Below are 19,523 nucleotides of genomic sequence, written 5' to 3'. Positions count from 1 at the left end.
AGAAAGCGCGTATCACACTCCGTTAACCCGATGCAAATCAGCATCCGGCATCAGCCACGTGAGGTACACCATGAGCGAAAACAGTCTCTCCTCCTCATCAGCCCAGGGACGCCCCGATTTTAACGGCAAGGGCAGCCGCTTCAGCAAGCCGCTGTTTTTCATTCTGCTGATCGCCGGGCTGGCCTTCGCCGGACTCAACCTGGTCAATGATGTTGAAGAGACCAATATGCCGGTCACCAGCTATCTGCCGTTCTTCCTGCTGGGACTGGCGCTGCTGATTGCGCTCGGCTTTGAGTTCGTCAATGGCTTTCACGATACCGCCAATGCGGTCGCCACGGTGATCTACACCCATTCGCTGACGCCCGGCGTGGCGGTTGTCTGGTCCGGTTTCTGTAACTTTATGGGTGTGCTGCTCTCCAGCGGCGTAGTGGCCTTTGGCATTATCTCGCTGCTGCCGGCCGAGCTGATCCTGCAGGCCAGCAGTGGCAACGGCTTTGCCATGGTCTATGCGCTGCTCTTCTCCGCCATTATCTGGAATCTGGGCACCTGGTATTTTGGTCTGCCCTCGTCATCGTCGCATACGCTGATTGGCTCAATTATCGGCGTCGGGGTGGCTAACGCCATGCTGCACGGCCGCAGCGGACTGAGCGGCGTGGACTGGGATCAGGCACTCAAGGTGGGTTATGCCCTGCTGCTGTCGCCGGTGGTCGGTTTTGTCTGCGCCGGACTGCTGCTGTGGGTGATGAAGATGTTTATCCGCAATCGCCAGCTTTATCAGGCCCCGAAAAGTGACCAGCCGCCGCCGGTCTGGATTCGTGGCCTGCTGATCCTGACCTGCACCGGCGTCTCCTTTGCGCATGGCTCCAACGATGGCCAGAAAGGAATGGGGCTGATTATGCTGATCCTCGTCGGCACCATGCCGATCGCTTACGCCCTGAACCGATCGCTGCCGGCCGATCAGGTCCCGCGCGTGGCCGCACTGACTGAAGTGACCGCGCATCAGCTGCTGCAACTGCAACCGGCGACAGCACATCCTCCGGCGGCCCGCGACGTGCTGACCGGCTTTGTCGGCAGCAACCAGATGAATGCCGAGGTATTACCGGCGCTGGCCAGGACGCTTAACGAGGCAGGCGATCAGATTCGCCGCTACGGTTCGATGGATAACATCCCCGCCCAGGCGGTGACCAATACCCGCAACCAGATGTATCTGGCCTCGGAGTCGATTAAGCATCTGCAGACCGCGAAGGTCACACTGCCCCAGGAGACCGAACGCAATCTGAAAGCGGTGAAAACCGAACTCGACAGCGCTACCCGCTTTATTCCGATGTGGGTGAAAGTGGTGGTGGCGATTGCGCTGGGGCTGGGCACCATGGTCGGCTGGCGCAGGATTGTGGTGACGGTAGGAGAACGGATTGGGAAAACCCATCTGAGCTATGCCCAGGGTGCCAGCGCCGAGCTGGTGGCGATGATGACCATTGGCGCAGCCGATGGCTTTGGCCTGCCGGTGTCGACCACTCATGTGCTGTCGTCCGGCGTGGCGGGCACCATGGCAGCCAACCGCTCTGGTCTGCAGTTTTCGACCCTGCGTAATCTGGCCGTCGCCTGGGTATTAACGCTGCCGGTCTCTATTCTGCTTTCCGCCCTGCTCTACTGGGTGTTTATCCATTTCTGATAGTCAGTGCTCACCACCGATCAGGTGGTGAGCCGTTGCTGTGTATAGAGTCGCAGCGTAATCAGCAGCGCGCCCAGCACCATCATGGCGGCAGCCAGATAGACCGACTGCATCCCCCAGTGTCCGATAAATAAGCCTGCCACCGGGCCGGTTAAGCCCAGGCCCAGATCGAGAAAAGCGGAATAGGTGCCCAGCGCCGAGCCCTGATCCTGACGCTCAACACGTTTAACTGCCTCAACGCCCAGCGCCGGAAAGACCAGCGAAAAGCCGCTACCGGTGAGGAACGCACCCGCACCTACCAGCCAGGCGCTGTCAGCCTGCCAGATAATCAGCAGTCCCAGACACTCCAGCAGGAAAGAGAACAACGACACGCGCAGTCCGCCAAAGCGGGTAATAAAGCGACCAAACCCCAGCCGTACCAGTACAAACCCCAGACTGAACAAGGTCAGCGCATAGGCCGCGCCCTGCCAGTCGCGGCTGGCAAAATAGAGGGTGATAAAGGTGGCGATGACGCCAAAGCCGATGGTGCCGAAGCCCAGCGCCAGGCCATAAAGCCAGACGCGGGAGAAGACGCGATGAAACGGAATGCGCTCGCCGACGCTGACCGAGACCGCGGGTTTGCGGCTGGCCATCAGATAACCAACGACGCCCATCAGCGCAATCAGCCCGGCAAATCCGCTCATACCAAATTGACTGTTCAGCAGCACGCCCAGCGGCGCACCAACAGCCATCGCCAGATAAGTGGCGACACCGTTCCAGGAGATAACGCGCGCGGTCTGCAACGGCCCGACAATATTCATGCCCCACAGTGTGGAGCCGGTGCTGCTGAAGCTTTCCCCCACGCCGAGAAACAGTCGCCCGATAGCCAGCAACGCCAGACTCAGCCACGGCCAGTGGCTCAGCAGTGCCGCGACGATGGTCAGCACGCCGCTCATGCCGCAGCAGAGCAATCCCAGCATTACCACCCGTTTTGGCCCCAGGCGATCGGCCAGACGGCCCGACTGCGGACGACTGAGTAACGTCGCAAAATATTGAATGCTGATAATCAGACCAGCAATAAAGGAGCTGAAGCCAAGCTGATTTTTGACGAACCCCGGCAGCACGGCCAGCGGCAGTCCGACAGAGAGATAGCAGAAGAAAGTGAAGATGATAACTGAGAGGATTCGTTTGTTGAGCTGACTGTTGCTCAATACAGCGGTGTCAGACATAGCAGGCTTGTGGTGTGGGAAATTTTGCATACTATACCGTCAGGCTGCTAAGGGGTCGCCTGATTTTTTATCAAATCACACAGTAATGCGATGAGCTGAAGAGCCAGACATACTGAAGTCCAGGTTCACCCCATCCGGTGTTAGTATTATTGATAACAGATTCTCCAGAATGACTGAAGAGACCATTGCATCGTATATCTGTAAAATGGAAAGACTATTTAAATTATGAGAGACAATAAAAATTTACTGCGCAAAATTAAAAATTGGTAAAACATTATTTAACTGCGGACAATAAGTGCAAAAGTTATTTATTCATTAATAGCAACCGTTTAGCCCCGACAATAGTCAGCAAGCCGGGGCTGAACAATAAAAAATACGTTATTCAAATTCAGCTCTACACAGTAAGGTTTTGCTATAAAACTTACCGCTTATACAATGAACTAACAGGCTTATCATCAAGTTCAACTCCACAATTCTTAATGAAGATGGCTGACATAATATAATGACCAATTAAAAGCGTCAATAATACGATTTCTTTTTCCGAAAATTGCTCTTTAAGTTGAGAAAATGTTTTTTCATCACTGACTTTGCCATTCAAAATAGTGTCGACATAATTTATTGCCGCCTTGAGTCTGACTTCCTCAGGCAGGCTATTTTTTAATGCTTCAAGGTCACTGGCGGTTATTTCTGTTTGCATTGCAATAGGTAAGTGGTGCAAAACCTCATATTCACAGTCATAAGCATAGGCGACCCGGAGTATGATCCCCTCTCTTATATGATCAGCAAGAATGCCATCGCCGAAAGCAAGACCGTATTCAAGAAATTTTTCAGTAATATTAATACCACCTGTCAGCATTGATCGCGTGACATTCACAGGACACATCGAAAATACCTTCTCCATTTCAGGAGTAATAATGGATGTCGGATGAATTCTTTTCATGGCATACTGGACCTGAAATTAATTAAATAGCCTTAAGCAAGGTAACCTGCCTTGCTCCGTTAAAATCAGAATCTGATCATCAGATATGAGGATCTCATAAAAAGCTTATGATCATTAACCCCGGACATAACCAATGCAACTGATTCTTACGGAGTGATTAAAACTTCGAGAGGTCTATTTTTCTTAACAAAAAGTGCCTGAAAACGTTTCACTAAAAACGAGAAAATACCCCTCTCTTTTTTAACCTGAAATTAACTTTAAAACTGCTGCCAATTTTACATGAATGACCACAATAGATTCTATAACATCAAATATTATTTGAGCGAGCAGGTCAGGGATACGTAAACGAAAGCATAATTGTACGCTATCGCAAGGAGGCGACTGGTCGATGGTCCGTATTTTTCTAACCGTTTGATATCGGTTGCGCGGAGTCAGATGAACGTGAAAGGGCACATTTAATAGCGCGGAACCATCCGGAGCTTCTGGAAAAACGTTAAGCTTTCAATCTGAACGTCGAGATGACTTTTTGTAAAGCGCGCTGATATCTGGCTGACATTCATAATTTTAAATTTGCCAGATTCTTTTTATTCCTGAGACCCGGGCCATGATTATTACCAGAATATTTCTGAGTAATGCGTTACCCAGTTGCAGAATAAAAAGACGCAAACTGTGGATATCCGTCAGGAATGGCTGATAAAGCGGAGGGATTAAGTCTGTTCGTTAAACTGAATTCCCTGAATAGCAGCTGCAATTGCTTCAGTGGTTTTTAGAGCACGGATTTCACTGAATAAGCCATCGGCTTCGCCATACGCTTTGCGCAGATAACTGAGCCACTGTTTAATCCGCGCCACGTGATAGAGGCCGGTATCGCCCTGCTTTTCCAGCCGACTGTATTTCTGCAATAACCGCACCACATCGGGCCAGGCCATCGGCGGCTCATTGTATTTCACGACCCGGCTCAGGTTGGGGATGTTCAGTGCACCGCGGCCAATCATCACCGCATCGCAGCCGGTGACCGCCATACAGTTTTGCGCGCTTTGCCAGTCCCATATTTCGCCATTAGCAATCACCGGAATGCGCAGCCGCTGACGAATTTCGCCAATCGCCTGCCAGTTGATCGCTTCTGCGCGATAGCCCTCTTCTTTAGTCCGCCCATGCACTGTCAGCTCGCTGGCACCGGCCTGCTGGACCGCGTCGGCAATTTCCAGGCTGCGGGCGCTGGAATCCCAGCCGAGCCGCACTTTTACCGTCACCGGCAAATCGGCAGGCACCGCTTCACGCATCGCTTTCGCGCCGCGATAAATCAGATCGGGATCTTTCAGAAGGGTTGCGCCGCCTCCGCTGCCGTTGACCAGTTTAGAGGGGCAGCCACAGTTGAGATCAACACCCCAGGAACCCAGTTCCACCGCGCGTGCGGCGTTCTCGGCTAACCATTCGGGATGCTGCCCCAGCAGCTGCATACGCACCCGCGTGCCGGATGGCGTACGGCTGGCGTGATGCAGTTCGGGGCAGAGCCGGTAGAAGGATTTTACCGGCAGCAGTTGATCGACCACGCGCAAAAACTCGGTGATGCAGAGATCGTAGTCGTTCACTTCCGATAACAGCTGGCGCACCAGTGAATCCAGCACGCCCTCCATCGGAGCCAGTAAAACCCTCATGGTCAAACGTTTCCGGTGCGCTTCGGAGCCGGACGACGTGGACGGGCTGCGGGCTTATCGCCCTGAGGCGCAGCCTGGCTCTGACGACGTGCCTGAGGACGTTTGTCGCCGGATGAACGCGATGCGCCTGCACCCTGTCCGCCCTGACCACGCCCACGACCGCCGCCACCTGCACCGCCGCGAGACTGCTGCTGACGACCGTTGATGATCGGCTCCGCTTTGATGCTTGGATCGGGTTCATATCCCTCAATCGCCAGACGCGGGATTTCACGCTTCAGCAGACGCTCGATATCACGCAGCAGTTTGTGCTCATCGACGCAGACCAGTGACAGTGCGACACCGGTTGCAGCCGCACGGCCGGTACGGCCAATACGGTGAACGTAATCTTCGGCGACGTTAGGCAGCTCGTAGTTCACGACGTGTGGCAGCTCTTCAATATCCAGGCCACGGGCCGCGATATCGGTCGCAACCAGCACGCGAATGCCGCCTGACTTAAAGTCGGCCAGCGCACGGGTACGGGCACCCTGGCTCTTGTTGCCGTGGATCGCGGCAGCAGTGATGCCATCTTTGCCCAGTTGCTCGGCAAGGTGGTTAGCGCCGTGTTTGGTACGGGTAAAGACCAGCACCTGCTGCCAGTTACCTTCGCCGATCAGCTGCGACAGCAGTTCCCGCTTACGCTTCTTATCAACGAAATGCACCTGCTGCGCGACCTGCTCAGAAGCGGTGTTGCGGCGAGCCACTTCAATCATTTCCGGGTTGGTTAGCAGTTTTTCCGCCAGACCTTTGATCTCATCCGAGAAGGTGGCTGAGAACAGCAGGTTCTGACGTTTGGCTGGCAGACGCGCCAGCACGCGGCGGATGTCATGGATAAAGCCCATATCCAGCATACGGTCCGCTTCATCCAGCACCAGAATTTCGACCTGTGACAGGTCAACGGCATTCTGCTGCGCCAGATCGAGCAGGCGACCCGGCGTGGCGACCAGCACATCGACGCCACCACGCAGCTTGACCATCTGTGGATTGATGCTGACGCCACCAAATACCACCAGCGAACGCAGCGAGAGATATTTGCTGTAGTCGCTGACGTTTTCGCCGACCTGCGCTGCAAGTTCACGGGTCGGGGTCAGGATCAGGGCGCGTACCGGGCGACGACCGCGTACGGGCGTCGCGGTGGCAGAGAGTTTCTGTAACAACGGTAAGGTAAAGCCGGCCGTTTTGCCGGTGCCGGTCTGGGCACTCGCCAGCAGATCGCGGCCTGCCAGCACCACAGGAATCGCCTGGCGCTGGATAGGTGTAGGTTCGCTGTAGCCTTGTTCGGCAACCGCGCGCAAAATATCGGCACTCAGGCCGAGAGAGTCAAATGACATTACGTGGTTTACTCCGGTCCGCTCTGGCCGTGATTCACGGTGTAGTTTTCAGAGGGATAGTGACGGCAGCTGGGGCTGACGCGTGAAAAGGGCACAAACTACGATGCGTAAGCGGGCGAGTGTAGCAGCTTTAAATGAAGTGTGCGAGATAGCTCACATTTACTGACATAACTTAACTGTGCAGAAACAGGAAGGCCACCTCGCGGTGGCCTTCAACTTAACTACGTTTATTTTCGATGCGCCGCGGTGGCTCTTTCGCCAGCAGCGAAACCAGCGCCGGACCCAGCAACATCACGACGCCGAGGCAGGCCAGCAGCAGGTTATTGTGGTAAATCCGCGACACCAGGAACAGTGTCATCATGGCGGCGCCAAAGTAGTAAGTGGTGGTCGCTTCTTCAAGATAATCGCCGAGCGTGCGTAAACGGGCGATGCGCTGTGTCACCAGCATGGCAACAAAAACCAGTGCGTACATCGCCACCAGCGTGCTGCAGACATCAACCAGCGCCTTGTGTTTCCAGCCCCAGATCAGCGCAGCGATCACCAGCAGATGCATAGCGATATGCAACAACGTCTGACCCGTGATGATTTGAATACGATTAGACCATTTCATTCAATTCTCCTGGCAGACCCAACAGGTCGCCCAAGTGCTACCGGCACAAGCCGGAAACGGTTTCCTCAATGTAAAACAATTTTCGGATAACGCCCTAAATATCGCGCTCTCTCACCACCCATTTGTGACAAAGACTACACTTTGATTCTATTGATGATGAAAAGGAGTGCGTCGCGAGTATGCCACAAAATGCGCAAGGATTTTCAATAAAAGTCCTGACGATCAATACACACAAGGGGTTCGCCCCGTTTAATCGCCGCTTCATCCTGCCCGAATTGCGCGAAGCCGTTCGTGCAACCTCGGCGGATGTGGTCTTTCTCCAGGAGGTGATGGGCACCCATGCCATCCACTCTCTTAATCATGAAGAGTGGCCTGAATCGCCTCATTATGAGTTTCTGGCTGACACCATGTGGAACGATTTTGCCTACGGCCGCAATGCGGTCTATCCGGAGGGACATCACGGCAATGCGGTGCTGTCACGCTTCCCGATAACCGACTATGAGAACCGGGATATCTCGGTGGCAGGCAGTGAGAATCGCGGCATGCTGCACTGTCAGATCGCCCTGCCCGAGCCGCACGGCACGCTGCATGTCATCTGTGTTCACCTGGGTCTGAAAGCGGCGCATCGTCACGCGCAGATGAAGAAGATCTGTGAAATGGTCAACTCGCTTCCGCCCGACGCGCCGGTTGTCGTAGCAGGCGATTTCAACGACTGGCAGCGGCGCGCGAACGCCATCTTAAAACAGGGCGCAGGCCTTAAAGAGGTATTCAGTATGAAAACCGGACGCCCGGCGCGCACTTTCCCGGCGCGCTTCCCGCTATTGCGACTTGATCGCATCTATGTGCGCAATGCCACCGTCAGTCATCCGTGGGCGCTGCCGCGTAAGCCCTGGTCCCATCTTTCCGATCATGCGCCGCTGGCGGTGGAGATTCACCTATGAATTTTAACTGGCAGGAAGGCAACCGGCTGCTGTTGCTGGAAAATGGTGAAGCGTTTTTCCCGCGCGTCTTTGGTGCGATCCAGCGGGCTGAACGCTCAGTTCTGATCGAAACCTTTATTCTGTTTGAGGATGACGTCGGTAACGCCCTGCATCGCGAACTGCTGGCAGCGGCCCAGCGCGGCGTGCGGGTCGAAGTGATGGTCGATGGCTACGGCTCCGCTGAACTCTCCGACAACTTTGTGAATAGCCTGACCAGCGCAGGTGTGCGTTTCATCTACTACGATCCGCGCCCGCTGGTGATGGGGATGCGCACCAACGTCTTCCGTCGTCTGCACCGTAAAACGGTGGTGGTGGATGATGTGGTCGCCTTTGTCGGCGGCATCAACTTTTCGGCTGAACATAACACCGATTACGGCCCCGAGGCGAAGCAGGATTACGCGGTACAGGTCAAAGGCCCGGTCGTGGCTGACATCGCCCGCTATCTGCAACAGGCGATTGGCAGCGAACAGCATACCCGCCGCTGGTGGGGATCGCGTTCTCATCGTCCGGCGGTGAATGCTAAACCCGGCGATGCCCAGGTCCTCTATGTCTTTCGTGATAACGACGAGCACCGCGACGACATCGAAGTGCATTATCTGGAGATGCTGCGCGAGGCGAAGCGGGATGTGATTATTGCCAACGCCTACTTTTTCCCTGGCTACCGGCTGCTGCGTGAGATGCGCAATGCTGCACAGCGTGGCGTCCGGGTACGGCTGATCGTGCAGGGCGAGCCGGATATGCCGATTGTGAAAGTAGGCGCGGAGCTGCTTTACAACTATCTGGTCGATGGCGGCGTTGAAGTCTACGAATATATCCGGCGTCCGCTGCACGGCAAAATTGCCGTTAAAGATGATTACTGGGCCACGGTCGGCTCCAGCAACCTCGATCCGCTAAGCCTCTCTCTGAATCTGGAAGCTAACCTGATCATCCACGACCGACCGTTTAACCAGACGCTGCGTGACAATCTGGAAGCGCTGCTGGCCAACGACTGCCAGCGCGTGCAGGAGGATCGCCTGCCGCCGCGCAACTGGTGGCAACTGAGCAAAAGCGTGGTGGTCTTCCATTTCCTGCGTCATTTCCCGGCCATCGCGGGCTGGCTTCCGGCACACACGCCGCAACTGGCTCAGGTCAGTGCACCGGTACAGCCTGAAATGGAAACGCAGGATCGTGTAGAAGCAGACAACCCGGGAGCAAAATCCTGATGGCAAAAAAACATCCACGCTGGCAACTGGCAAAAAAAATCCTCACCGTGCTGTTTTTCGTTGCGGTGGTGGTTCTGCTGGTGGTTTATGCCCGCAAAGTGAACTGGGAAGATGTTTACGACGTCATCGTTAACTATAACCGTTTTGTCGTCCTGACCGCCGCCGGACTGGTGGTGCTGAGTTACCTGGTATACGGCTGCTATGACCTGATTGGCCGCGCCTACTGCGGTCATAAGCTGGCGAAGCGGCAGGTCATGCTGGTGTCGTTTATCTGTTACGCCTTTAACCTGACGCTGAGTACCTGGGTAGGCGGCGTCGCCATGCGCTACCGGCTCTATTCCCGACTCGGCCTGGACAGCGCCACCATCACCCGCATCTTCTCACTGAGCATCGCCACTAACTGGCTGGGCTATATTCTGCTGGCGGGCGTGGTGTTCAGCGCTGGCATGGTTTCCATTCCCAGCGGCTGGTTTATTGGTGAGACCACGCTGCGGCTGATTGGCGTGGTTCTGCTGGTGCTGGTGGCGATTTACCTCTGGGCCTGCGCCTTCTCAAAACAGCGTCGCTGGACCATTAAAGGCCAGACGCTGCAGCTGCCTTCACTGCGCATGGCACTGCTGCAGTTTGCGGTTTCCTGCGCCAACTGGATGGTGATGGGTGCGATTATCTGGCTGCTGCTGGGACGTGACGTGGGCTATCCGATGGTGTTGGGTGTCCTGCTGATCAGCAGTATTGCCGGGGTAATCATTCATATTCCGGCGGGTATTGGCGTGCTGGAAGCGGTGTTCCTGGCACTGCTCAGCGGTCAGCACGCTTCGCATGGCACCATTATTGCGGCGCTGCTGGCCTATCGCGTGCTCTACTTTATTCTGCCGCTGCTGTTAGCGCTGGTGCTCTATCTGGTACTGGAGAGTCGGGCGAAGCATCTGCGTCAGAAGAACGAGCAGAAGTTACAGAAGTCGTAATAAAAAAGGGAGGCGCAACCTGTGCGCCTCCCCCTTTTACACTGAAAATCAGCGGCGGTTACCGAAAATCCGCAGCAGCATCAGGAACAGGTTAATGAAGTCGAGGTAGAGCGTCAGCGCGCCCATGATCGAGTAGCGACGCAGGTTTTCCGTGTCGCGGGCATCGATCTGTTCACCGATGTTTTTCAGCTTCTGCGTGTCATAAGCGGTTAATCCCACAAACACCACCACACCGATGTAGGTAATCGCCCACATCAGCGCCGGGCTTTTCAGCCAGAAGTTCACCAGCGATGCCAGCACAATGCCTATCAGCGCCATAAACAGCAGGCTGCCAAAACGGCTCAGATCGCGTTTGGTGGTATAGCCGTAAAAGCTCATCGCGCCAAACATCCCCGCCGTGACAAAGAAGGTGCTGGCAATGGAGGAGTAGGTGTAGACCAGGAAGATACTCGCCATAGTAATGCCGGTCAGCGCCGAATAGAGCATAAACAGCCCGGTGGCCACGGCTCCGCTCAGACGATGCACCATGCCTGACAGAAAAAACACAAGCGCCAGCTGCGCGATAATCAGCCCGAAGAAGGTTATGCGGTTGGCAAACACCAGCTCCATCACCGCGGGCGTGCGCGCCGCGAACCAGGAGACAAATGCGGTCAGTAACAGACCGCAGGTCATCCAGCCATAGACCTGCGCCATATAGGCTTGTAAACCGCGAGATGCGGGTTGAACGATGGAATCATTGCGTGGATATCGGTCCATGATGCACCTCTTGTTAAACGGATGAACAGCGCCCTGCCGGGAGCCATGCCAGAGTTAAGTGTGGCACAGCTCAGCTCAACTGTGCCACAACATGCCGGTTAACGCCGCGACAGACACTGCTGATAACGGCTGTCGACGCGCTGCGCAAACCACGCCGTCGTCAGATTCCGGGTAATTTTCGGGCTTTCCAGCTTAATACCTGGCAGCATTTCGCGCGGCAGCTTACGACCCGCCATTTTATCCGCCAGGGCAAAGACCTGTTTCCAGAGTTCGCTGTCGCTGAACGATTCTTTCTCTCCTTTCTCCAGGTCGCGGCGAATGGCGCTGTTGCTCATATCGATCTGCTTCGAGAGCGTGCGCACTGCCAGTTCGGTACCGCCTGCCGCGTCTGAGCCATAGAGGATCAGGTCGCCATCCAGCGCCAGCTTCATGCCGGTGGCCTTTGACACCGCCGCCTGGAACGCCGCGTTGCGGCTGGCATACCAGCCCGCATTGTAGTCGGCAAAACGGTAGAGCGGCTGGCTGTAGTCAGCCGGATAGCCAAGCAGGTGCAGGGTGCCGAAGTAGATCCCGCCGTGACGGGTAAAGACTTCGCGCCGGATCGTGCCATCTACCGGCCACGGGTAGCCTTTGGCGTGCGCTTCGGCAAACGCAATGCTGACCTGCATCGGCCCACCCGTGTGGATCGGATTGAGATTGCCAAACAGCGTCTGGCCCATCGGCACCATGTCGATCAGGTCATCGAAAATGGCGCTGAGATCTTTTTCACTGCGTACTTTATCGAGCCGGGCCGCATAGCTTTCGCCGGTCGGCGATTTAATCTGCAGCGCGGTGCGTACCAGGAAGGCAGGCACATGCACCTGGGCCGCACGGCGGTTGATCTCACCCCAGGCGATTTTCGGCAGTCCCGGCACGGCAGCTTCAGCGCTGAAGTTGCTCTCCTGATCCGCCACGGCAATCACCGCGCAGAGGTTACTGGCGCTGGGTTCGAGCTGCTGCGTGCGGAAGGTAGTGTAGATATCGTCGCTCCAGGCCGCTTTATTGCTGACGTGCGACGGCAGCAGCCGCTGGATCTGTGCTTTGACATCTTCAGGCTGCCGCGCGGGCGCCTCGGGGGTTTTCTTGCTGCTACAACCCGCCAGCACCAGTGCGGCAACCAGTGTCAGACGTTGCAGAATCGGGGTGGATGACATGCCTGTCCTCAGAATGAACCAAAACCCTACTCTATCATCGCCAGAGTTTCACAGGCAGGAGAGAACTGAACTAAGGTTACCTTTTTTAACGTTAAAGGAACTTACGATGTTTAAACTCTGGCCTGTTGCGGCGTTCAGCCTGTTATTAACCGGCTGCGGCGCTAATAATACGCCTGCCCAGGTGCAGTCACCGGGCCCGCCCACCTCCTCTTCACTGAAAGTGCTGGAGAGCGGCGCCAGCGTGATGCAGTCCCGTCCGCCTATTGACGCCATCAATACCTATCTCGATGGCTTCCATTTTTATAACGGCGATAAAAACGGTCAGATGGAGGCACACCACTATGTCACCGTGCTGAACGACGATGTGATGCAGGCGGTGATTTACGACGGCAACACGCGCGACGCGCGACTGATGGGCGTGGAGTACATCATCAGCGAACGGCTGTTTAAGACCCTGCCGCCCGAAGAGAAGAAGCTGTGGCACAGCCATCAGTATGAGGTGAAATCGGGCACGCTGATCGCGCCAGGCTTACCGAAAGTTGCCGACCATGCGCTGATGACCCGCATTGTGAATACCTATGGCAAAACCTGGCACACCTGGCACACCGATCGCGACAAAACGCTGCCGATCGGCATTCCGGCGCTGATGATGGGCTTTACCGAAGATGGTCAGATGGATTCCCGGCTGCTGGCAGATCGCGATCGTCGCTTTGGCGTGGACAGTAAGCAGATCCGGGCCGAGCGGACGGATATCGTGGCGCATCCGGCGGCCCCGGGGGCTAACGCCTGGGAGAAGGGCCAGGTTATTCAGCTTAAGCGCACCAGCGGTGGTGGTGAGCACAGCCACGGTCAGACCAGCTTTGGTCCGGCGGAGCAGCTGAAGCAACCGTAGGCGTTGTGTATGCGTGTTAGCGGGCTGTGACGCGGATAGGATCAGCGGTAACGCAGCGGGCGGAGAAACCTCTGCCCGCTTGTGCCATTAATGCCTTAGTCCCAGCGCCGGGCCGCCTGGTAGTCGCTGTCGCGAGCATCCACCCAGCGATCGCCCTGCTCTGTCGCTTCGCGCTTCCAGAATGGCGCGCGGGTTTTCAGGTAATCCATGATGAACTCCGCGGCCGAAAAGGCGCTGCCGCGATGGGCGCTGGTCACGCCCACCAGCACGATCTCATCGCCGGGAAACAGCTCGCCGACGCGGTGGATCACCGTGACGCGCTGCAGCGGCCAGCGTTCGCGTGCCGCATCAACAATCTCCTGCAGCGCTTTTTCGGTCATGCCGGGATAGTGCTCCAGCGTCAGCGCCGCCACGTTATCACCCAGATTGTGGTTACGCACTTTGCCGGTAAAAGTCACTACCGCTCCATCTTCATCACAGGCCGCCAGCCAGCGATACGCTTCCGCCATATCAAAGGGTGCGGGGCCGACGCAAATCTGTGTTTCCATCTCAGCCTCCGGTCACGGGCGGGAAAAAGGCCACTTCATCACCGGCGTGCAGCGGGTGACTCATCGGCACCAGCGTCTGGTTGACGGCCGCCAGCAGTTTGCCCGACTCCAATGCCAGCGCCCAGCGATGGTCGCGTTCGGCCAGCGCAGCGCGCAGCGCCGCCACATCCGGATAGTCAGCGTTAACCTCAAGGGATGCGGTGCCGGTCAGCTCACGCACCTGGGCGAAAAACAGCACCTTAATCATGGGCGACCGCCTGAAAATCGCCGCTTTTGCCGCCGCGCTTGCTGATTAAGCGCAGCTGATCGATGACGATATCCTTCTGCACGGCTTTGCACATGTCGTAAATGGTCAGCGCGGCAACCGAGGCGGCCGTCAGCGCTTCCATCTCGACGCCGGTTTTGCCGGTCAGTCGGCAGAGCGAGGTGATGCGGACCCGGTTCTGTGCAGGTTCTGCTTCGAGGTTCACTTCCACTTTGCTCAGCATCAGCGGATGACAGAGCGGGATCAGCTCCCAGGTGCGTTTTGCTGCCTGGATCCCGGCGATGCGCGCGGTAGCGAAGACATCCCCTTTATGATGGCTGCCGTCGATAATCATCTGCAGCGTTTCCGGCTGCATCAGCACCAGCACTTCGGCGCGCGCTTCACGCACGGTTTCAGCCTTGGCGGAAACATCCACCATGTGCGCTTCGCCCGCAGCGTTTATGTGTGTGAGTTGAGACATACTTACCGTTTCTTCAGATGTGAGACAAAATTACAGGGCGCAGTACGCGCATCAAGCTGTTCGACAATAATGCGCTCCCAGGCGGTGCGACAGGCGCTGGTCGAACCCGGCACGGCCAGAATCAGCGTCCCGTTTGCCAGACCGGCAATGGCGCGCGACTGCAACGTCGAGCCGCCAATCTCCTCATAGGAGATCATCCGGAACAGTTCGCCAAATCCGTCAATCTCGCGGTCAAACAGCGGCAGCAGCGCTTCCGGCGTGCTGTTTTTCAGGTTAAAGCCGGTGCCGCCATTGATGATCACCACCTGGACATCGTCACTGGCGATCCAGCGCGATACGGTGGCGCGAATGCGATAAAGGTTATCCGGCACGATGGCGTGATCGACTACCTCATGACCCGCTTCCGTTGCCGCCTCGCGCAGATAGTCGCCGGAGGTATCGTTGCTGGCATCGCGACGGTCTGACACCGTCATCACCGCAATCTGCACGGCCTGAAATTCGCTGGCTGGTTTACCCATACTTCCTCCTGAAATTAGCCGCCAATGTAAGAGAGATTCTGTGTGATACCGGTGTTGCCCTGATGCAGGAAGTGCGTCTGCTTCTTCTGTCCCAGGCTGCTGGCGATGCGCGCCTGCAGTTCGGCCTGCTGCTCATCGGATGCCAGCAGGTCACGCAGCGGTATGCCGCCGTCACCAAACAGGCACAGGTGCAGATTACCCTGCGCCGAGACGCGCAGACGGTTGCAGCTGGCACAGAAATCTTTGGCATAAGGCATGATCAGGCCAATCTCGCCGACATAATCGGGATGGTAAAAGACCTGCGCCGGGCCGTCACTGCGCCCACTTTCACGGCGCTGCCAGCCCTGGGCAATGAGCTGATCGCGGATCACCATGCCGGACACGTGCTGATCGCGGAACAGCGTGCCGCCGTCGCCAGTCTCCATCAGTTCGATAAAGCGCAGCTGAATCGGACGGGTGCGGATCCAGTCGAGGAAGGTGGCCAGATTACGGCTGTTGAGATCGCGCATCAGCACGCTGTTGACTTTGACCTGGCGAAAACCGGCGTCCAGCGCCGCATCAATGCCGCTCATCACCTGATGGAATTTATCCTGGCCGGTGATGGCGTGAAACTGACGGGCGTCCAGGCTGTCGACGCTGACGTTGAGTGCGGTCAGACCCGCATCGCGCCACTGCTTCACGTCGCGCGCCAGCCGGTATCCATTGGTGGTCACTGCGATCTGACGGATAGCGGCGTTTTCACGCACTGCCGCAATGATGTCAGTGAAATCACGGCGCAGCGACGGCTCACCGCCGGTCAGCCGCACTTTTTCGGTTCCGGCTGCGGCGAAAGCCCGCGTGACGCGGCGGATTTCATCCAGAGAGAGAAAGCTTTTGTTACGAATTCCCTGCGGTTTGTAGCCGTCAGGAAGACAGTAGGTACAGCGGAAATTACAGACATCCGTGACCGACAGGCGCAGGTAATAGAACTTACGCGCGTATGCATCATTAAATTGTGACACCAGAACACCTTTCCAGATTGGGAGATGCAGTCATTTCTTCCTGCACCCTGGCAGCTCAATGGCTACGGCCTGAACCCCCTATCCGCAGACTTAGGCATTCAGGCTTGAGTGTACGCTGACCCGTTGATCAGCGCGGTAAACATGATGGTAGCGTGAATTACGCCACTCTTCCATTTGCTCTTTTCGCTATATATTCTTATACATATCGAATTTTCACCGCATTTTCGCGACAGGATACGTTAAAATGCGATCCAGATTTTGACGCAAGTCATCCGCGCGGGCTTAGCGTTTAGAGCCACGCTACGCGAAAGGAGAGTAAGGAGAAGTATGAATCGCACACTGGCCGATCTTGATCGCGTTGTGGCACTGGGCGGCGGACACGGTTTAGGCCGCGTGATGTCGGCCCTTTCCCCGCTGGGCTCACGTCTCACCGGCATCGTCACCACCACCGACAACGGGGGATCGACCGGCCGCATTCGTCGATCCGAAGGCGGTATCGCCTGGGGCGACATGCGTAACTGTCTTAACCAGCTGATTGCAGAACCGAGCGTCGCCTCCGCGATGTTCGAGTATCGCTTTGCCGGTAACGGCGAACTGGCCGGACACAATCTCGGTAATCTGATGCTGCGGGCGCTGGATCATCTGAGCGTTCGCCCGCTGGAAGCGATCAATATCATCCGTAACCTGCTGAAGGTCGACGCCTTTTTAATCCCGATGTCGGAGCAGCCGGTAGATCTGGTGGCGATGGATGCCGAAGGCAATATGGTTTACGGTGAAACCGCGATTGACGAGATGAAGCAGCCGCCGCAGGAGTTGATGCTGCATCCCAACGTCCAGCCGACGCGGGAAGCGCTACAGGCCATTGCAGAAGCGGATCTGATCCTGATTGGCCCAGGCAGTTTCTATACCAGCCTGATGCCTGTTCTGCTGATGGAAGAGATGGCGCAGGCACTGCGTCGCACGCCTGCCACTATGGTGTTTATCGGTAATCTGGGTCGCGAGCTGAGTCCCGCCGCGGCGAGTCTTTCGGTGGCTGACAAGCTTCAGATGATGGAACGTTATATCGGCAAGCGGGTGATTGATGCGGTCGTGGTCGGTCCGGCGGTCGCCACTGAGGGCATTAAAAACCGGCTGATTGTCCGTGAACCGCTGGAGGCCGCTGACATTAAATATCGTCACGACCGCCAGCTGTTACGGGTGGCGCTGGAACACGCCATTCAGGGCTTTGACGGCGCTACGAGGCCGCGATAAACAGCGTTCGCAGCTCATGCAGCTGATCGCGCACGCTGGCTGCCTGTTCGAACTCCAGGTTCTGCGCGTGCTGCTGCATCTGCCCTTCCAGCTCGTGGATCTTCTTCTGCAGCGCCTGCGGCGTTAGCAGCTGCAAATCGGCCAGTGCCTGAGCTTCGCCAGGTCGGGCGGGTTTCGCTTTACCACGGGTTTTCACCACGTTGTTGCCCAGTTCCAGAATATCGGTGATCTTCTTATTCAGGCCCTGCGGCACAATGCCGTTCTGCTCGTTGTGCAGCTGCTGCTTCTCACGGCGGCGCTCCGTCTCCTCAATAGCGCGCGCCATTGACGGCGTGATTTTATCGCCATAAAGAATCGCCTTGCCGTTGATGTTACGCGCCGCACGACCAATGGTCTGAATCAGCGATCGTTCGGAACGCAGGAAGCCCTCTTTATCCGCATCCAGAATCGCCACCAGCGACACTTCCGGCATATCCAGCCCCTCACGCAGTAAGTTGATGCCTACCAGTACATCAAACTCACCCAGACGTAAGTCGCGGATAATCTCCATACGTTCTACGGTGTCGATATCGGAGTGCAGATAGCGCACTTTCTCGCCATGCTCCGTGAGATACTCGGTAAGATCTTCCGCCATGCGCTTGGTCAGCACCGTCACCAGCACACGTTCGTTGATCGCCACGCGCTGACGGATTTCAGACAGCAGATCGTCGACCTGCGTCCCGACCGGACGCACTTCGATGATCGGGTCCAGCAGGCCGGTAGGACGTACCACCTGATCGACCACTTCATCGCCCGATTTTTCCAGCTCATATTTGCCCGGCGTTGCCGAGACATAGATGGTCTGCGGGGCAAGCGCCTCAAACTCTTCAAACTTCATCGGACGGTTATCCAGCGCCGACGGCAGGCGGAAACCATACTCCACCAGCGTCTCTTTGCGCGCCCTGTCACCTTTGTACATGCCGCCAATCTGCGGGATGGTCACGTGGGACTCATCCACCACCAGCAGGCCATCGGCAGGCAGATAATCAAACAGCGTCGGTGGCGCTTCGCCCGGTCCGCGTGCGGAGAGGTAGCGCGAGTAGTTCTCGATGCCGGAGCAGTAACCCAGCTCACTCATCATCTCCAGGTCAAACTGGGTACGCTGGGTGATGCGCTGCTCTTCCAGCAGCTTATTGTTCTCCAGCAGCACCCGGCGGCGGTCCGCCAGCTCGACTTTGATCTCTTCCATCGCCTGCAGAATGCGCTCACGCGGCGTAACGTAGTGCGTCTTGGGATAGATGGTGAAGCGCGGCACCACCGACTCGATCTGGCCGGTCAGCGGGTCAAACAGCGACAGACGCTCGACCTCTTCGTCAAACAGTTCGACACGCAGCGCGATATCGTCCGACTCCGCCGGGAAGATATCGATCACTTCGCCACGCACCCGGAAGGTCCCGCGCTGGAACGCCTGATCGTTGCGGGTGTACTGCAGCTCTGACAGACGGCGCAGGATGCTGCGCTGATCGATAATCATGCCGCGGGTCAGGTGCAGCATCATTTTCAGATAAAGATCGGGATCGCCCAGACCGTAGATCGCCGAAACCGACGCCACCACGATGACATCGCGCCGCTCCAGCAGTGCCTTGGTCGCAGACAGACGCATCTGTTCGATGTGTTCATTCACCGACGCATCCTTTTCAATGAAGGTGTCGGAGCTCGGCACATAGGCTTCAGGCTGATAGTAGTCGTAGTAAGAGACGAAAAACTCGACGGCGTTATCCGGGAAAAACTCTTTCATCTCGCCATAGAGCTGAGCCGCCAGCGTCTTGTTCGGTGCCAGCACCATCGTCGGGCGGTTGAGGTCGGCAATCACGTTGGCGACGGTAAAGGTTTTACCGGAGCCGGTCACGCCTAATAAAGTCTGATGGGCCAGTCCATCCTCCAGCCCCTCTTCCAGGCGACGGATCGCCTCAGGCTGGTCGCCCGAAGGTTTAAAGGCGGAATTGAGTTTAAAAACTTTGGTCATGAATGCATTTCCTGCTGGAGAAGTCGGCGGGC

The 19,523-nt window shown here is 56.6% G+C and carries 19 protein-coding genes and 1 riboswitch; of the genes, 6 read left to right on the top strand and 13 right to left on the bottom strand.

The features are described from left to right. Positions 1-70 precede the first annotated feature (70 nt). Positions 71-1,672 carry an inorganic phosphate transporter gene (locus F3I20_RS10020; protein WP_150037192.1) on the top strand — a complete coding sequence of 534 codons (1,602 nt, stop codon included), beginning with the start codon at positions 71-73 and terminating at the stop codon, positions 1,670-1,672. A gap of 20 nt (positions 1,673-1,692) precedes the next feature. Here F3I20_RS10020 and F3I20_RS10015 read toward each other — a convergent pair whose 3' ends face one another. The 5 genes from F3I20_RS10015 to F3I20_RS09995 form a co-directional block, all read right to left on the bottom strand. Further along, positions 1,693-2,880: an MFS transporter gene (locus F3I20_RS10015; RefSeq protein ID WP_150012181.1), complete on the bottom strand. Its 1,188-nt coding sequence runs from the start codon at positions 2,878-2,880 to the stop codon at positions 1,693-1,695. A 421-nt stretch (positions 2,881-3,301) separates the two neighbouring features. Continuing rightward, positions 3,302-3,820, bottom strand: a complete 519-nt coding sequence (locus F3I20_RS10010) for a carboxymuconolactone decarboxylase family protein (RefSeq protein WP_150037193.1) — start codon at positions 3,818-3,820, stop codon at positions 3,302-3,304. A 707-nt stretch (positions 3,821-4,527) separates the two neighbouring features. Next, complete coding sequence (dusC, locus tag F3I20_RS10005; protein ID WP_150037194.1) at positions 4,528-5,478, bottom strand: tRNA dihydrouridine(16) synthase DusC; 951 nt, start codon at positions 5,476-5,478, stop codon at positions 4,528-4,530. Between the two features lie 2 nt (positions 5,479-5,480). Beyond that, entirely contained in the window at positions 5,481-6,845 is a 1,365-nt protein-coding gene (gene rhlE / locus F3I20_RS10000) for an ATP-dependent RNA helicase RhlE (RefSeq protein WP_150037195.1), read from the bottom strand. A gap of 217 nt (positions 6,846-7,062) precedes the next feature. Then, positions 7,063-7,455, bottom strand: a complete 393-nt coding sequence (locus tag F3I20_RS09995) for a YbhQ family protein (RefSeq protein ID WP_031594396.1) — start codon at positions 7,453-7,455, stop codon at positions 7,063-7,065. Between the two features lie 179 nt (positions 7,456-7,634). On the opposite strand from F3I20_RS09995, the gene F3I20_RS09990 reads away from it, so the two are divergent. From F3I20_RS09990 to F3I20_RS09980, 3 genes are read left to right on the top strand one after another with little or no spacing between them, the layout of a single operon-like run. Further along, entirely contained in the window at positions 7,635-8,396 is a 762-nt protein-coding gene (locus F3I20_RS09990) for an endonuclease/exonuclease/phosphatase family protein (protein WP_150012189.1), read from the top strand. Further along, positions 8,393-9,637 (top strand): cardiolipin synthase ClsB, encoded by a 1,245-nt coding sequence (clsB, locus tag F3I20_RS09985; RefSeq protein WP_150037196.1) that lies wholly within the window; start codon positions 8,393-8,395, stop codon positions 9,635-9,637. Before F3I20_RS09990 ends, clsB begins: the two co-directional genes overlap by 4 nt. Then, entirely contained in the window at positions 9,637-10,602 is a 966-nt protein-coding gene (locus tag F3I20_RS09980; protein WP_150012193.1) for a lysylphosphatidylglycerol synthase transmembrane domain-containing protein, read from the top strand. Before clsB ends, F3I20_RS09980 begins: the two co-directional genes overlap by 1 nt. 48 nt (positions 10,603-10,650) lie before the next feature. Here F3I20_RS09980 and F3I20_RS09975 read toward each other — a convergent pair whose 3' ends face one another. Further along, on the bottom strand, positions 10,651-11,358 hold the full coding sequence (locus F3I20_RS09975) for a Bax inhibitor-1/YccA family protein (protein ID WP_061061965.1): 708 nt from the start codon (positions 11,356-11,358) through the stop codon (positions 10,651-10,653). Between the two features lie 98 nt (positions 11,359-11,456). Beyond that, positions 11,457-12,551: a DUF1615 domain-containing protein gene (locus tag F3I20_RS09970; RefSeq protein ID WP_150037197.1), complete on the bottom strand. Its 1,095-nt coding sequence runs from the start codon at positions 12,549-12,551 to the stop codon at positions 11,457-11,459. Between the two features lie 106 nt (positions 12,552-12,657). Between F3I20_RS09970 and F3I20_RS09965 the strand changes: the two genes are divergently transcribed. After that, positions 12,658-13,443: an OBAP family protein gene (locus F3I20_RS09965; RefSeq protein WP_150037198.1), complete on the top strand. Its 786-nt coding sequence runs from the start codon at positions 12,658-12,660 to the stop codon at positions 13,441-13,443. Positions 13,444-13,538: 95 nt separating this feature from the next. Here the strand turns inward: F3I20_RS09965 and moaE are convergent, their stop codons facing one another. From moaE to moaA, 5 genes are all read right to left on the bottom strand, one after another. Further along, on the bottom strand, positions 13,539-13,991 hold the full coding sequence (moaE, locus tag F3I20_RS09960) for a molybdopterin synthase catalytic subunit MoaE (protein WP_150012199.1): 453 nt from the start codon (positions 13,989-13,991) through the stop codon (positions 13,539-13,541). Between the two features lies 1 nt (position 13,992). Further along, positions 13,993-14,238 carry a molybdopterin synthase sulfur carrier subunit gene (moaD, locus tag F3I20_RS09955; protein ID WP_150012201.1) on the bottom strand — a complete coding sequence of 82 codons (246 nt, stop codon included), beginning with the start codon at positions 14,236-14,238 and terminating at the stop codon, positions 13,993-13,995. Continuing rightward, the gene (gene moaC, locus F3I20_RS09950) at positions 14,231-14,716 is read right to left on the bottom strand and encodes a cyclic pyranopterin monophosphate synthase MoaC (RefSeq protein WP_150037199.1); all 486 of its coding nucleotides are present in this window, start codon (positions 14,714-14,716) and stop codon (positions 14,231-14,233) included. Before moaC ends, moaD begins: the two co-directional genes overlap by 8 nt. Before the next feature lie 2 nt (positions 14,717-14,718). After that, on the bottom strand, positions 14,719-15,234 hold the full coding sequence (moaB, locus tag F3I20_RS09945) for a molybdenum cofactor biosynthesis protein B (RefSeq protein WP_150012205.1): 516 nt from the start codon (positions 15,232-15,234) through the stop codon (positions 14,719-14,721). Positions 15,235-15,248: 14 nt separating this feature from the next. After that, positions 15,249-16,235, bottom strand: a complete 987-nt coding sequence (gene moaA, locus F3I20_RS09940) for a GTP 3',8-cyclase MoaA (RefSeq protein WP_150037200.1) — start codon at positions 16,233-16,235, stop codon at positions 15,249-15,251. Next, positions 16,225-16,358, bottom strand: a riboswitch (molybdenum cofactor riboswitch). Its footprint overlaps the gene before it by 11 nt. A 204-nt stretch (positions 16,359-16,562) precedes the next feature. Between moaA and F3I20_RS09935 the strand changes: the two genes are divergently transcribed. Continuing rightward, positions 16,563-17,486 (top strand): gluconeogenesis factor YvcK family protein, encoded by a 924-nt coding sequence (locus F3I20_RS09935; RefSeq protein WP_150037201.1) that lies wholly within the window; start codon positions 16,563-16,565, stop codon positions 17,484-17,486. Here F3I20_RS09935 and uvrB read toward each other — a convergent pair. Then, the gene (uvrB, locus tag F3I20_RS09930; RefSeq protein WP_150012211.1) at positions 17,470-19,491 is read right to left on the bottom strand and encodes an excinuclease ABC subunit UvrB; all 2,022 of its coding nucleotides are present in this window, start codon (positions 19,489-19,491) and stop codon (positions 17,470-17,472) included. The two genes, F3I20_RS09935 and uvrB, sit on opposite strands and share 17 nt — an antisense overlap. Between the last annotated feature and the right edge of the window lie 32 nt (positions 19,492-19,523).

The sequence above is a fragment of the Candidatus Pantoea gossypiicola genome (genome assembly GCF_008632075.1).
In the GTDB taxonomy this organism is placed as follows: domain Bacteria; phylum Pseudomonadota; class Gammaproteobacteria; order Enterobacterales; family Enterobacteriaceae; genus Pantoea; species Pantoea gossypiicola.
Note: the sequence above shows the minus strand (reverse complement) of the source record. Positions and strands in the feature narration are given on the sequence as shown.

Excerpts from the sequence above, each read along its gene's own strand:
- F3I20_RS10020 (WP_150037192.1), top strand. The coding sequence starts at position 71 with ATGAGCGAAAACAGTCTCTCCTCCTCATCAGCCCAGGGACGCCCCGAT.
- F3I20_RS10015 (WP_150012181.1), bottom strand. The coding sequence starts at position 2,880 with ATGTCTGACACCGCTGTATTGAGCAACAGTCAGCTCAACAAACGAATC.
- F3I20_RS10010 (WP_150037193.1), bottom strand. The coding sequence starts at position 3,820 with ATGAAAAGAATTCATCCGACATCCATTATTACTCCTGAAATGGAGAAG.
- dusC (WP_150037194.1), bottom strand. The coding sequence starts at position 5,478 with ATGAGGGTTTTACTGGCTCCGATGGAGGGCGTGCTGGATTCACTGGTG.
- rhlE (WP_150037195.1), bottom strand. The coding sequence starts at position 6,845 with ATGTCATTTGACTCTCTCGGCCTGAGTGCCGATATTTTGCGCGCGGTT.
- F3I20_RS09995 (WP_031594396.1), bottom strand. The coding sequence starts at position 7,455 with ATGAAATGGTCTAATCGTATTCAAATCATCACGGGTCAGACGTTGTTG.
- F3I20_RS09990 (WP_150012189.1), top strand. The coding sequence starts at position 7,635 with ATGCCACAAAATGCGCAAGGATTTTCAATAAAAGTCCTGACGATCAAT.
- clsB (WP_150037196.1), top strand. The coding sequence starts at position 8,393 with ATGAATTTTAACTGGCAGGAAGGCAACCGGCTGCTGTTGCTGGAAAAT.
- F3I20_RS09980 (WP_150012193.1), top strand. The coding sequence starts at position 9,637 with ATGGCAAAAAAACATCCACGCTGGCAACTGGCAAAAAAAATCCTCACC.
- F3I20_RS09975 (WP_061061965.1), bottom strand. The coding sequence starts at position 11,358 with ATGGACCGATATCCACGCAATGATTCCATCGTTCAACCCGCATCTCGC.
- F3I20_RS09970 (WP_150037197.1), bottom strand. The coding sequence starts at position 12,551 with ATGTCATCCACCCCGATTCTGCAACGTCTGACACTGGTTGCCGCACTG.
- F3I20_RS09965 (WP_150037198.1), top strand. The coding sequence starts at position 12,658 with ATGTTTAAACTCTGGCCTGTTGCGGCGTTCAGCCTGTTATTAACCGGC.
- moaE (WP_150012199.1), bottom strand. The coding sequence starts at position 13,991 with ATGGAAACACAGATTTGCGTCGGCCCCGCACCCTTTGATATGGCGGAA.
- moaD (WP_150012201.1), bottom strand. The coding sequence starts at position 14,238 with ATGATTAAGGTGCTGTTTTTCGCCCAGGTGCGTGAGCTGACCGGCACC.
- moaC (WP_150037199.1), bottom strand. The coding sequence starts at position 14,716 with ATGTCTCAACTCACACACATAAACGCTGCGGGCGAAGCGCACATGGTG.
- moaB (WP_150012205.1), bottom strand. The coding sequence starts at position 15,234 with ATGGGTAAACCAGCCAGCGAATTTCAGGCCGTGCAGATTGCGGTGATG.
- F3I20_RS09935 (WP_150037201.1), top strand. The coding sequence starts at position 16,563 with ATGAATCGCACACTGGCCGATCTTGATCGCGTTGTGGCACTGGGCGGC.
- uvrB (WP_150012211.1), bottom strand. The coding sequence starts at position 19,491 with ATGACCAAAGTTTTTAAACTCAATTCCGCCTTTAAACCTTCGGGCGAC.